Annotated in this window: 8 protein-coding genes and 2 pseudogenes; 9 read left to right on the top strand and 1 reads right to left on the bottom strand. The window is 37.1% G+C overall.

Going from position 1 to position 13,270, the window contains the following annotated elements; translation table 11 throughout:
* Positions 1-39: 39 nt before the first annotated feature.
* The 9 genes and pseudogenes from V6255_RS19305 to V6255_RS09280 all read left to right on the top strand — a co-directional run.
* Positions 40-1,308, top strand: a pseudogene (locus V6255_RS19305) (N-acetylmuramoyl-L-alanine amidase); the annotation flags it as partial.
* A 1,167-nt stretch (positions 1,309-2,475) separates the two neighbouring features.
* Positions 2,476-2,616: pseudogene (locus V6255_RS09245) on the top strand (LysM peptidoglycan-binding domain-containing protein); the annotation flags it as partial.
* Positions 2,617-2,634: 18 nt separating this feature from the next.
* Complete coding sequence (gene mutL, locus V6255_RS09250) at positions 2,635-4,623, top strand: DNA mismatch repair endonuclease MutL (RefSeq protein ID WP_341627890.1); 1,989 nt, start codon at positions 2,635-2,637, stop codon at positions 4,621-4,623.
* A 1-nt stretch (position 4,624) separates the two neighbouring features.
* The gene (miaA, locus tag V6255_RS09255; RefSeq protein WP_341627891.1) at positions 4,625-5,560 is read left to right on the top strand and encodes a tRNA (adenosine(37)-N6)-dimethylallyltransferase MiaA; all 936 of its coding nucleotides are present in this window, start codon (positions 4,625-4,627) and stop codon (positions 5,558-5,560) included.
* Between the two features lie 154 nt (positions 5,561-5,714).
* Positions 5,715-5,942 (top strand): RNA chaperone Hfq, encoded by a 228-nt coding sequence (gene hfq, locus V6255_RS09260; protein WP_025565420.1) that lies wholly within the window; start codon positions 5,715-5,717, stop codon positions 5,940-5,942.
* Positions 5,943-6,088: 146 nt separating this feature from the next.
* On the top strand, positions 6,089-7,420 hold the full coding sequence (gene hflX / locus V6255_RS09265) for a ribosome rescue GTPase HflX (protein WP_341627892.1): 1,332 nt from the start codon (positions 6,089-6,091) through the stop codon (positions 7,418-7,420).
* Between the two features lie 137 nt (positions 7,421-7,557).
* Positions 7,558-8,745: an FtsH protease activity modulator HflK gene (gene hflK, locus V6255_RS09270; protein ID WP_341627893.1), complete on the top strand. Its 1,188-nt coding sequence runs from the start codon at positions 7,558-7,560 to the stop codon at positions 8,743-8,745.
* Positions 8,745-9,611, top strand: a complete 867-nt coding sequence (hflC, locus tag V6255_RS09275; RefSeq protein ID WP_160063274.1) for a protease modulator HflC — start codon at positions 8,745-8,747, stop codon at positions 9,609-9,611. Before hflK ends, hflC begins: the two co-directional genes overlap by 1 nt.
* Positions 9,612-9,786: 175 nt before the next feature.
* On the top strand, positions 9,787-11,100 hold the full coding sequence (locus tag V6255_RS09280; RefSeq protein WP_341627894.1) for an adenylosuccinate synthase: 1,314 nt from the start codon (positions 9,787-9,789) through the stop codon (positions 11,098-11,100).
* Positions 11,101-11,789: 689 nt separating this feature from the next.
* Here the strand turns inward: V6255_RS09280 and ispB are convergent.
* Entirely contained in the window at positions 11,790-12,761 is a 972-nt protein-coding gene (gene ispB, locus V6255_RS09285) for an octaprenyl diphosphate synthase (RefSeq protein ID WP_341627895.1), read from the bottom strand.
* Positions 12,762-13,270 lie beyond the last annotated feature (509 nt).

Below are 13,270 nucleotides of genomic sequence, written 5' to 3' on the forward strand. Positions count from 1 at the left end.
TTATCCTATTCGAGAGTGCTTTTTTTGTGCAGCTTACTGATGATTCAAAGTATTAGTTTAAGTGTTTCTGCCGCACAAACTGAATTAAAAGGCGTTCGTACATGGCCTTCTCCAGATAATACTCGTGTTGTGTTTGATCTCAGCAATAAACCTCAATATCAGACCCATTACCTGACTAACCCTGATCGTTTAGTGATTGATCTTACTGGGACAATCAATAAAGCTAATTTAAAAACAATTAAAAACAAAGGCAAATTAATAACTGATATAAGAGAAAGTAAAACGGCTAAAGCGAATACTTTTAGATTAGTTATTGATTTAAAAGAAGTCAGTAAAGCTAAAATTTTCAGCTTACCGCCTGCAAAACCTTATGGGCATCGTCTAGTTATCGATTTACCAACGATTGCAACAAAGGTACCTAACCAAATTTCTGCGACGCCTAATGGACGTAATATTATTGTTGCTATTGATGCTGGTCATGGAGGTGATGATCCGGGCGCTTTAGGTAAATATAGTTATGAAAAAAAAGTGACGTTAGAAATTGCCAAACGTTTAAAGAATGTTATTGATGCTCAAAGAGGCATGCAGGCTTTTTTAATTAGAACGGGTGATTACTTTGTTAACTTGAATAAACGTTCTGAGATTGCTCGTAAAGGTAAAGCTGATTTCTTAGTGTCTATTCATGCTGATGGGTTTACCTCAAGTCGACCTAAAGGGGCCTCTGTTTGGGTATTGTCTAACCGAAGAGCGACTACTGAGTTAGGACGCTGGATGGAAAGGAATGAAGCGCAATCAGAGCTATTAGGTGGGGCTGGCGATTTAATTCAAGACTCGGATAGTGTGCCATTCTTAAATAGAATGTTATTAGACATGTCCATGGGTAATACAATGGGTGTTGGTTTTAACATTGGTAGCTTAGTAACAAGTGAACTGTCTAAAGTTACAACCATGCATAAAAAAGAACCTGTGCATGCCAGTTTAGCGGTATTGAAATCTCCAGACATTCCATCAATTTTAGTGGAAGCCGGCTTTATTACCAATCGCACTGAAGAGCGTTTATTGAATCAAGCTGAGTTTCAAAACAAAATTGCTAATGCCGTTTTCAAAGGTATTTACACACATTTTAGTGAGAAACCTCCACAAGGTAGTTTATTTGCACAGAAAAAACGTGCTATTAAACATACCGTGCGCAGCGGCGAATCACTTTCAGTCTTATCAAGACGTTATAGTGTTAGCAGTGCCAAGTTGAAAGATTTTAATCATTTAAAATCGAGCTCTTTACGTATTGGCCAAGTATTGAGTATTCCTGAGAATTATCATGTCATTGAGGATAAGCCTGAAGCAAGTTCACAGCAAGCTGCTGCACCAATTCAACAAGCAACGACACATACTGTAAAACGTGGCGAATCATTATCTATTATCGCGAATAAATATAATCAATCGATCGCGGGTTTAGTAGCTCATAATAAATTACAAAAAACGTCTCTACTTGTAGGGCAAAAAATTAAGATCCCAGGTAGCAATGAAGCATCTTCACTAGCACAACAGCCAGTTCAAAAAGAACAAACGCATATTGTAAAACCTGGTGAAGCATTGTCTTTGATTGCACGACAATATAATCAAAGTACTGCTGATTTAGTCGCTTATAACAACTTAAAAAAGACTAGTTTATACGTTGGTCAAAAAATTAAAATACCGGGTGGAGTTACCCAATCTACTGCTATTTCATCAGAACCAAAAGTAGTTAAAAGAGTCGCTCAAAAACCAATAGTACATACAGTAAAGTCTGGTGAAGCATTGTCTTTGATTGCTCGACAATATAATCAAAGCACTGCTGATTTAGTCGCTTATAACAACTTAAAAAAGACCAGTTTATACGTTGGTCAAAAGATTAACATTCCGGGAGGAAAAATTCAGTCTTCGGTCTCTCCTAAAGTTGTTAAAAAAGTAATTAAAAAACCGGTTGTACATACAGTGAAATCTGGAGAAGCGTTATCTTTGATTGCTCGAGAATATAATCAAAGCACAGCGGATTTGGTTGCTTATAATAACTTGAAAAAGACGTCTTTATACGTTGGTCAAAAGATTAAAATACCTGGTGAAAACAGTGTAAATGTTAGTACAGTTAAAAAGGTAGTTAAAGCACCTGAACCTACTCACCATAAAGTTAAAAGCGGCGAGTCTCTGTCTGTTATTGCCAAACGATATGGCCGCACTGCTAAACAGTTTCAAGCGTATAACAATCTGAGCTCTTCGCGATTACTTGCGGGGCAGACTTTAAGAATCCCAAGTTCAAATTATATTGTGCCAACTCGTCCTGCTTCACATACAGTGAGTAGAGGGCAATCGTTATCTGTGATCGCTAATAAGTACGACATAACAACACAACAACTTAAACAGTTTAATAACTTGCGATCTAACTCGTTAAAAGTGGGGCAAAAGTTAAAAATACCGTCGACAAACTTTGTTAGAAAGAAACATAAAGTGCGAAGTGGTGAATCTTTGTCTGTGATCGCTAAACGTTATGGCACCACAACAAGCGCGATTATATCAACCAATAAGTTGCGTTCAAAATCATTGGCTATTGGTCAAGTGTTAACCATTCCTGTTAGTTAGTTTTACGAGTTTATTATCATGCCTATTCAGATATTACCTGCACGATTAGCTAATCAAATAGCGGCTGGAGAAGTGGTTGAAAGACCTGCTTCAGTGGTTAAAGAATTAGTTGAAAATAGTTTAGATGCGGGCGCAACTCGTATTGATATTGAGATTGAGCAGGGCGGTGCTAAATGCATACGCATTAAGGATAACGGTAACGGTGTCGATAAAGAGCAATTAACACTTGCTTTAAGTCGTCATGCGACGAGTAAAATAAGTCACCTTGATGATCTCGAAGCGATTGTAAGCTTAGGCTTTAGAGGAGAAGCATTAGCCAGTGTTAGCTCTGTTTCTCGTTTAACTTTTACTTCAAAACCTGTCGGCCAAGAGCAAGCATGGCAAGCTATTGCTGAAGGGCGTGATATGCAAGTAAGTATTCAACCTGCAGCTCATCCTCAAGGAACGACGGTTGAAGTATTGGATTTGTTTTTTAATACACCTGCTCGTCGTCGTTTTTTAAAAACAGAGAAAACTGAATTTCAGCATATTGATGAATTAATTAAACGTATTGCATTGAGTCGTTTCGATATTGCAGTCACCTTAAAGCATAATAATAAAGTCATCAGACAGTATCGTGCAGCGCCAGAACAAGCTCAACAAGAAAAGAGAATTGCGGCAATTTGTAGTGAACAGTTTATGCAGCATGCTGTCTTTTTTGAAACAGCGGATCAAGCATTAAAGATTTCAGGTTGGGTATCTGATCGGTTATCCCCTAGGCCATTAGCTGATGTTCAATATTGTTATATTAATGGCCGAATGATTCGCGATAAATTAGTTAATCATGCGATTAGGCAGGTGTATGCGCATTTCTTACCGCAAGGTATGTTTCCTGGTTATATCATTTATATTGAATGTGATGCTAAAGAGGTGGATGTTAATGTTCATCCTGCTAAACATGAAGTTAGATTCCATCAAGCGCGCTGGGTGCATGACTTTATTAGCAGTACATTAAATGCAACGCTAAGTGACAGTTCTCTGCTAGGGCATGAGCTAGATGAAGATAATGTGCAAGTAGCGGGTAATCAACGCGTTTCAGAACATGCTTATCAACCACCCTCTAATATCAATTATGATGAGCAAGGTCCAAGTGCTCACCATAATCCGAGTAACGCTAACAATGTTAGTAACGGCAGTTATGAAGGAAGTAGTAATCCTAGTCGTCATGATAGTTATGATAGTTCGCAAGGAAGTAGTAGAGGTAATAGCTATGGCCAAGGAAATTACTCAGGAGCGGTTCCACGTCCTCAATTAGATCATCAACAAGTTGATGCCTATTGTGATTTTGTCGCTGAAGCGTACCAGCAAAATATTGCTCCTTCAGCACCGTCCTTTGATAGTAAAAGTAGCCAATATAAAGCGGCTCATGTGATTAGTATGATTGATGCTGAGCATTTGCTAATACAACCTGTTTTTCCGGCTTGGTGTGAGTTATCTAATAATGGGTTGTTACTAATGTCATTAACATTAGCCAATAAAGCATTGGTGTCTGAACGATTATATAGCGGATGGCAAGATGGTGAAGTAATTTCACAACCGTTATTGCTACCGGTTCGTTTTAAATTAGAGTCTGATATGTTAGATATCGCACAGCAAACGACTACGATATTAAATCGATTAGGCTTCACTTATAAATTTCAACCTCAATTTGTAATTGTTAGCCAAGTTCCTGCCGCTTTTAGGCATGCACCAATTGCAACTATTCTACCTAAAGTATTTGAATACCTTGGTATGAAGTCAGACGGCTTAGATGCGATGAGCTTTGAAACTATCAAGAATGATGAGTCTCAGATTAAATCATTATGCGATCAGTTGAGCCATTTATTGGCAGAAAATGAGCCAAGCAAAATATTATCGATATCTGAAATAGAAATAATTTTGGATTCATTAATTAAATTATCAGTAGAACACTTACAAAATTGCTTTAAACAGCCCAACTTATCGTTGTTATTACAAGGTATTCAGTAGTATGTCCAACACCAGTTCATCTCCACTTCCAAAAGCTATTTTTTTAATGGGCCCAACCGCATCGGGGAAAACAGATTTAGCGATTAAACTAGCACAGCAATGTCGTTGTGAAATTATCAGTGTCGACTCTGCGCTTATTTATAAAGGAATGGATATTGGTACTGCAAAACCCAGTGCAGAAGAGCAAGCATTAGCTCCACATCTACTGGTTGATATCATTGATCCAAAAGAAAGCTATTCCGCGGGTAATTTTCGTGATGATGCATTGCGTTTAATGGATGAGATTGTTACTAGAGGTAATACTCCATTATTAGTGGGTGGCACCATGCTTTATTATAAAGCATTAGTTGAGGGCTTATCGCCACTACCTAGTGCCGATACAAAAATAAGAGCTGCGATAGAACAACAAGTGAATGAAACAAGCTGGCAAGCATTGCACGATGAATTACGTATTATTGATCCTGTTTCAGCTGAGCGCATTCATGTCAATGACCCACAACGTTTAGCTAGGGCTATTGAAGTTTATCGTATTAGCGGTAAAAGTATGACCGAGTTGACTGCGATTAAGAGTGATCCGATTCCTTTTGATGTGCATCAGTTTGCGATTGCTCCTTCAGAGAAGTCTGTTTTACATAAACGTATCGAAAGGCGTTTTGATTTAATGCTAAAGGCTGGTTTTGAACAAGAAGTAAAAGGCTTATTTGAACGTGGAGATTTACATTTAGATTTACCATCTATGCGTTGTGTCGGCTATCGACAAATGTGGGAATATATTGAAGGTAAATTAGATTATGAAGAGATGCGTTTTAGAGGTGTTGTGGCGACTCGACAACTTGCTAAAAGGCAAATGACCTGGTTACGAGGCTGGAAACAAAACATTACGTGGTTAGAGAGTGCTAGCCAAGATAACTTCGAAAAGATTAAATCGATTTTATAACCACAGCGTAAAATCGATTAAACCGTTAGTTATTTAAAATACAAAGGGATAGAAAGAGGTGCGGATCAAAATTTTAGTCTTTGACTCGGTTTTTTTTTAAGCCTTAGATATACTGACGTCCAGTTATAATAAAAATAATAATAAGGACAAGCTAATGGCAAAAGGACAATCCCTTCAAGACCCATTCTTGAACACTCTGCGTAAAGAGCGTATTCCAGTCGCTATTTACTTAGTCAATGGCATCAAATTACAGGGGCAAATAGAGTCTTTTGATCAATTTGTTATTCTATTAAAGAATACCGTGAGTCAAATGGTTTATAAACATGCAATTTCAACAGTCGTTCCTTCTCGGGCTGTCCCTACTATTGCGCATGAAGAATAAGTAAATTATAAATTTTGGTTACATTTATAATCATGGCTATAGTAACGGCTTGCCAACAGGCAGGCCATTTTTTTATCTAATCATTTTATAGCTGTGGTAGGATTGAGGTCTATTTATAATTCTTACTTAATCTATTGGAGAGTTAATTGTTTGAACGTTACGAAGCCGGTGAACAGGCTGTTTTAGTCCATGTTTCTTTTTCAGATGAAAATAATAAAGAAGATCTTGATGAATTAAAGCTGCTGGTCAGTTCTGCCGGAGTTAATTCAGTTGCAACCGTAACTGGCCCACGTAAATCACCTCATGCTCGTTATTTTGTTGGTACTGGTAAAGCACAAGAAATCGCTGATACAGTGCGTACAATGGAAGCTGATATTGTTATTTTTAATCATGCTTTAACACCAGCACAATTACGTAATATGGAAAAGATTTGTGAATGTTTAGTGCTTGATAGAACAGCACTTATTCTTGATATCTTTGCGCAAAGAGCAAGAACTTATGAAGGTAAGCTACAAGTTGAGCTTGCCCAATTGCATTATATGTCGAGTCGTCTTATTCGTGGTTGGTCACACCTTGATAAACAAAAAGGTGGTGTCGGGATGCGTGGTCCTGGTGAAACACAGCTTGAAAGTGATAGACGTTTATTAGGCGCGCGTATTACCACTATTAAATCCCGTTTAGAAAAAGTGGCGAAACAACGAGAACAAGGTCGTCGTTCGCGTTTACGTAATGAAGTGCCTACGGTGTCACTGGTTGGTTATACCAATGCGGGTAAGTCTACATTATTTAATCAAATTACCGCTGCGAAGGTGTATGCTGCCGATCAACTGTTCGCGACTTTAGACCCTACATTACGAAAAATTACTGTTGATGATGTGGGTACCTGTGTTTTAGCCGATACAGTAGGTTTTATTCGTCACTTACCACATGATCTTGTTGCTGCTTTTAAAGCGACATTACAAGAAACGCGTGAAGCAACCTTATTGCTGCATGTCATTGATTGTTCGGATGAGAACTATTTAGCTAACGTTGATGCTGTTGAAGATGTGTTAAATGAAATTGACGCTGGCGAAGTGCCTACGTTAATGGTGATGAATAAAATAGATGCATTAGAAAAAGCGGAACCGAGAATTGATTATGATGACTTAGGGCAACCGATCAGAGTTTGGTTATCTGCTCAAAAAGATATTGGTGTCGATCTTTTATTTAATGCATTAACCAGTCTATTATCTGGAAAGATTCGTTCTTTGCAATTATCAATACCACCTGCACAGGGTAAATTACGTGCTTTATTCTATCAATTAGAATGTATTGAAAATGAAGCGTATGCAGAAAATGGTAATAGTGTTATTAATATCCGTCTTAATAATACTGATTGGCAGCGTCTGATAAAACAAGAAGGCGATTATATAGAAGAGTTTGTAGTGGATACTAACTACGAAACTGTCGCAGAATTAGATAAGGAAGAATGGACCTAATATGTCATAAACTCTTTATTATTAGAGTGAACATTGTTACATTGCAGTAACAGTTTGAGTAGGTGGTAAATTCTTTTAAATGATTCATTATTAAACAGATTTTATTAATTCAATTTATGAGTAAATCAGGAGCTAACATGGCTTGGAATGAACCGGGTAAAGATGATAAAAAAGATCAAGACCCGTGGAACAAAAACGATAAAAAGAATGAGCAAGGTCCGCCTGACCTAGATGTTGTATTTCAAAAAATATCTGGGTTTTTAGGTAGCTTGTTTGGCAAAAAATCAACTCAAGGACCAACGGGTGGTAGCGGTAACGCTAACGGTGGGAAGTTTGTTGCTATTGCTATCTTAACTATCATTGTACTTGTTTGGTTTGCAAGTGGTTGGTACACAGTAAAAGAATCTGACCGTGGTGTTGTTCTACGTTTAGGTGCTTACCATTCACAAGTTGAACCTGGTTTACACTGGAATCCAAAATTTGTAGATCAAATTATTCCTATTAACGTTGAAGCTTTCCGTACGTTACCAACATCTGGTTTTATGTTGACGGAAGATGAAAATATCGTACAAGTGTCAATGGAAATTCAATATCGTATCGTTTCACCTGAAAAATACTTATTCAGTGTAACGAATCCTGATAATAGTTTATTACAAGCATTAGACAGTTCTTTACGTTTTGTTATTGGTCATTCAACAATGGATGATGCTTTAACAACAGGTCGTGAAGTTGTTCGCCAAGAAACGTGGGAGATGCTTGATAAAATCATTGCACCTTACGACTTGGGTGTTCAAATTCTTGATGTGAACTTACAACAGACTCGTCCTCCTGAGCAGGTTAAAGATGCATTTGATGATGCAATCGCTGCACAAGAAGATGAAGAACGTTTTGTTCGTGAAGCAGAAGCATATGAGCGTGAGAAAGAACCAATTGCTCGTGGTCAAGTGAAACGTATTGAACAACAAGCACGTTCTTATGAAGAAGGTATCGTATTACAAGCACAAGGTGCAGTTGCTAAGTTTAATCAGTTACTACCTGAATATCAGGCTAACCCTGAAGTGACTCGTCAACGTTTATACATCGAATCAATGGAAAAAGTATTAAGCAATAGCTCTAAGGTATTGATTGATAACAAAGCTGGTGGCAACTTAACCTTCTTACCACTTGATAAATTAATGAGTAACCCAGCTAATGGTGCTTCTCGTTTACCTATTCAGACAGAAATTGAAACACGTTCTCGTGCCGATGAACAAGCGGATTTAGATGAAAAGGCTGCTACTAGCGTTCGAGATTCACGTAGCACCCGTACTACTGGGAGAGACTAATGAAGAAATTATTAATACTGCCAGCAATTTTGTTTTTGGCTTTTATCAGCAGCGCATTTGTTGTATCTGAAGGCCAAAACGGCATCGTTATGCAATTCAGTAAAGTGAAGCGTGATAGTGATAATAATCCAGTCGTTTACGGACCTGGATTACACTTTAAAGTGCCATTTATTGATTCTATTCGTATTATGGATACTCGTATTCAAACGTTAGATGATCAACCTGATCGCTTTGTAACATCAGAAAAGAAAGATTTAATTATTGATTCTTATGTTAAATGGCAAATAGATGATTTAGCGGTTTACTACTTATCAACAGGTGGTAATAAAGTACAAGCTGAAGCATTATTGAAACGTAAAATTAATAATGGTTTACGTAACGAAATCGGTTCTCATACGATTAAAGATATTGTCTCGGGTAAACGTGGTGAAGTGATGGAAACAGCACTTAAACGTATGGCTCGTTCATCTGAGTTAGGTATTAAAGTAATTGATGTACGCATCAAGAAAATTAATTTACCTGATGGTGTAAGCAACAGTATTTACAAGCGTATGCGTGCAGAACGTCAAGCGGTAGCAAGAGAACATCGTTCAGAAGGTCAAGAGAAGTCTGAAGTCATTCGCGCTAATATCGACCGTAAAGTATCAATCATGCTAGCTCAAGCAAATAAAGAGTCGGCAGAGATACGTGGTCGAGGTGATGCAGAGTCATCTAAAATTTACTCTGAATCATTCTCTAAAGATCCTGAGTTTTATGCCTTTATGCGTAGTATGCAAGCTTACCAAAAGAGTTTTGCAGACAAACAAGACGTAATGGTGTTAAGTCCTGACTCTGATTTCTTTAAATACATGGGGTCTAAACAATAAACTGATGTGAATCACCTTCGGTGAAAATGACAGTAACTTATTGTAAAAAGGCCGATTTATCGGCCTTTTTTTTATTTAAAATTATTTATCTGCGTATTAACTAACAAAGATATTGATTCAACTGTTTAAACTTTGCTAAAATCCTCGCTCAATTCGCTAGAGATATGTGATTCTGATGGGAAAAAATGTAGTAATTCTTGGCACTCAATGGGGTGATGAAGGTAAAGGTAAAGTAGTAGACCTATTAACAGACAAAGCACAATGGGTTGTACGCTATCAAGGTGGCCACAATGCGGGCCATACACTAGTAATCGATGGAGAGAAAACTGTACTTCATTTGATTCCATCTGGCATACTGCGTGAAAACGTAAAATGTGTCATCGGTAATGGTGTTGTATTAGCGCCTGATGCATTGTTCAGAGAAATGAACATGCTTATCGAGAGAGGTATTCCTGCCAAAGAACGTCTTTCAATCAGTGAAGGTTGTCCTTTAATTCTTCCTTACCATGTTGCATTAGACGTAGCGCGTGAAAAAGCGCGTGGCAATAAAGCTATCGGTACAACCGGTCGTGGTATCGGTCCAGCTTACGAAGATAAAGTTGCTCGTCGTGGTTTGCGTGTAGATGACTTATTCGATATGGCTAAATTTGCTGTAAAACTAAAAGAAGTGATTGAATACCACAACTTCCAATTAGTTAACTACTACAAAGTAGAAGCAGTAAATTACGAAGAAGTACTTGCTCAAATGACTGAAATGGCGCCGCTTTTAATCAGCATGGTTATTGATGTAACAGACGAGCTTGATAAAGCGCGTCTTCGTGGTGAGAACATCTTATTTGAAGGTGCTCAAGGAACATTACTTGATATTGACCACGGTACTTACCCATACGTGACGTCTTCAAACACGACAGCGGGTGGCGTAGCTACTGGTAGTGGTTTTGGTCCAACACATCTTGATTACGTGTTAGGTATCGTTAAAGCTTACACTACACGTGTCGGTTCTGGCCCTTTCCCTACAGAACTTTACGATGGTATTGATAAATTAGACCCTGCTGGTCACCACATGGGTACTATTGGTCATGAATTTGGTGCTACAACAGGTCGTTTACGTCGTACAGGTTGGTTTGATGCTGTTGCAATTAAACGTGCTGTTCAATTAAACAGTATTACTGGTTTTTGTTTAACTAAGCTTGATGTATTAGACGGCTTAGAAGAAATTAAAATATGTACTGGTTACACTATGCCGGGTGGCAAAGTTGTTGATGTTCCGCCAATGTGTGCTGATGGCTATGAACAAGCTGTTCCAATTTATGAAACAATGCCTGGTTGGTCTGAAGTTTCATTTGGCGTAACAACATACGATGCACTGCCTGCTAATGCTAAAGCTTACATCAAGCGTTTAGAAGAAATTACTGGCGTACCAATGGATATAATTTCAACTGGTCCAGATCGTAACGAAACAATTATTCAAGTTAACCCATTTAACTAATTGATTTAATCAATACAATGATTGTTTAAGAAGCCCGTTATATTGCAGAATATAACGGGCTTCTTGTTTATGTAAGGTTGCGTTTAGTTATACCCTTTTATCTTAATAATGTTACATAGTCGTTTAATTGTCATGCCGAATAAGTGAATCGGTCAATATAACTCCGAAAACTTCTGTGTTAAATAAGCATCGATACTCGGCGATTGCTTCGATAACTTTCCTGATTTATACACAACTAAGATTATTGAGTTTTTTCTGCCGACTTATACCAATCACAATAAATAGCTTATCTATTTTACTTGTTAAAATAGTCCGCTTCTTCGTTGTAAATTTCGTAAAGGGAATAGCCATTTATGTCAGTTTACGCCTTGAATTAAGTCATTTTTCCTGCGTGAAATTTAGAATACTTATTTAAATTTAATCGGTATTAACTTTAATTATTAATTTTTTAAGACGCAGTGATTACCTTGATCGCTATTCTTTATCAATAGATGAACAATAACCTTAAATTAAAAAATTAATGGACTAGTGGACTTGGAATTCTGAATGAAAATGTGAGTTTAAAGAAGGGGCTTTCTATCAGGTACGGCTGAAATGTAACGGATATTTGAGGCTAATATTGATACATCAGATAGAAGGGAACAAAGGAAAGGGGGCTTTCTCTTTGTATCCTCTATTATCTTTATTGCTTAGCTTGTTCTATTAGCTGCAATATGAGCAAGACTAATCATTGCCTCTTTGTAATCACTTTCAGGTAAGATTGAAATCGCTTCAATGGCTTTATCAGCTTCTTCCATTGCACGTTGTTTAGTGTATTCAAGTGCTTTAGTGTCATTTAATGCTTGCATGATTAAACCAAAGTTTTGCATACCATTGGCTTTTTCAATAGCTTCTCTAATTAAGGCTTTCTGAGCGTCTGTGCCATGCTGCATCGCATAAAGTAATGGCAATGTAGGTTTACCTTCTGCTAAGTCATCACCGGTGTTTTTACCCATTTCTTTGGCATCAGATGCATAATCCATTACATCATCTGTTAATTGGAATGCAGTGCCTAAATATTTACCGTAATTAAGTAGTGCAGTTTCAACTTCTGTTGTCTGCTTTCCTAATACAGCCACTAGCTGTGTTGCCGCTTCAAATAATTTTGCTGTTTTAAAGTAAATAACATCCATATACGTTTTTTCAGTGGTATCAGGATTATTACAATTCATTAATTGTAATACTTCACCCTCTGCAATCACATTGGTCGCGCTTGCAAGTACTTTCATTACTTTTAAATTTTCAAGCTCGGTCATCATTTCAAAGGAGCGGCTATATAGAAAGTCACCTACTAAAACACTGGCGGCATTACCAAATAAAGCATTAGCGGTTTTTTCACCTCGACGAAGATCTGATTCATCAACAACATCATCATGTAACAAGGTAGCTGTATGAATAAACTCGATAATGGCTGCAAGTTTGGTGATCTCTGGGTTATAAACATTTACCGCTTGTGCTGCTAACACAGTTAGTAATGGGCGAATTCGTTTACCGCCACTGTTGATAATATAAAAGCCAAGCTGATTAATTAACGCAACATCAGAGCTTAATTGCTCAGTAATCAATTGATTTACTTGAGTCATGTTTGTTGAAGAAAGCTGCTGAATTTGTTTAATATCCATGCCTAAAAAGTCCCATTGGATGTCTTGAAAATAATGCGTGTATTATTGCCGTTTATTGAACATATCTCAACACCCTAACTGCATTAACAAACGCTTAATCATCATTTAATCAATAAGTGTTAAATTAAGCTTTATTTAGTTGATTTTTAGTATGTTATTTTGTTCATTTTTAATGCTTTTTTTGCTCTTTTTTACTTTTACTGTGAATTCTAAAATAAAACTACGTTTAAAGAGCGTTAGTAGTTTTATGTTGAGTCACATTTAAAAAACGATTAACAATAAAATAAGTAAAACAATTTTTGATTACAAATCGCTTTTCTTACTCTTGAATGGTTGTTGGCAAGCTGTTTTCAATAAATAAGAAAGGGAATAGTACTTAAAATATAGCCATTAAATTAGCTCGATTATTCATTACTTTATTGCGTTGTATTAATCGTTATTAATTATTATTTTAACTTGTTTTTTACTGCTAAATATCGTTTTTTTTGTTTTGTTTTCGGTTGTTAAAT

The organism is Psychromonas arctica, from assembly GCF_038155225.1.
GTDB lineage: Bacteria > Pseudomonadota > Gammaproteobacteria > Enterobacterales > Psychromonadaceae > Psychromonas > Psychromonas arctica_B.

Coding starts and splice junctions, on each gene's coding strand:
- mutL (WP_341627890.1), top strand. CDS start 2,635: ATGCCTATTCAGATATTACCTGCACGATTAGCTAATCAAATAGCGGCT.
- miaA (WP_341627891.1), top strand. CDS start 4,625: ATGTCCAACACCAGTTCATCTCCACTTCCAAAAGCTATTTTTTTAATG.
- hflK (WP_341627893.1), top strand. CDS start 7,558: ATGGCTTGGAATGAACCGGGTAAAGATGATAAAAAAGATCAAGACCCG.
- ispB (WP_341627895.1), bottom strand. CDS start 12,761: ATGGATATTAAACAAATTCAGCAGCTTTCTTCAACAAACATGACTCAA.
- hflC (WP_160063274.1), top strand. CDS start 8,745: ATGAAGAAATTATTAATACTGCCAGCAATTTTGTTTTTGGCTTTTATC.
- V6255_RS09280 (WP_341627894.1), top strand. CDS start 9,787: ATGGGAAAAAATGTAGTAATTCTTGGCACTCAATGGGGTGATGAAGGT.
- hfq (WP_025565420.1), top strand. CDS start 5,715: ATGGCAAAAGGACAATCCCTTCAAGACCCATTCTTGAACACTCTGCGT.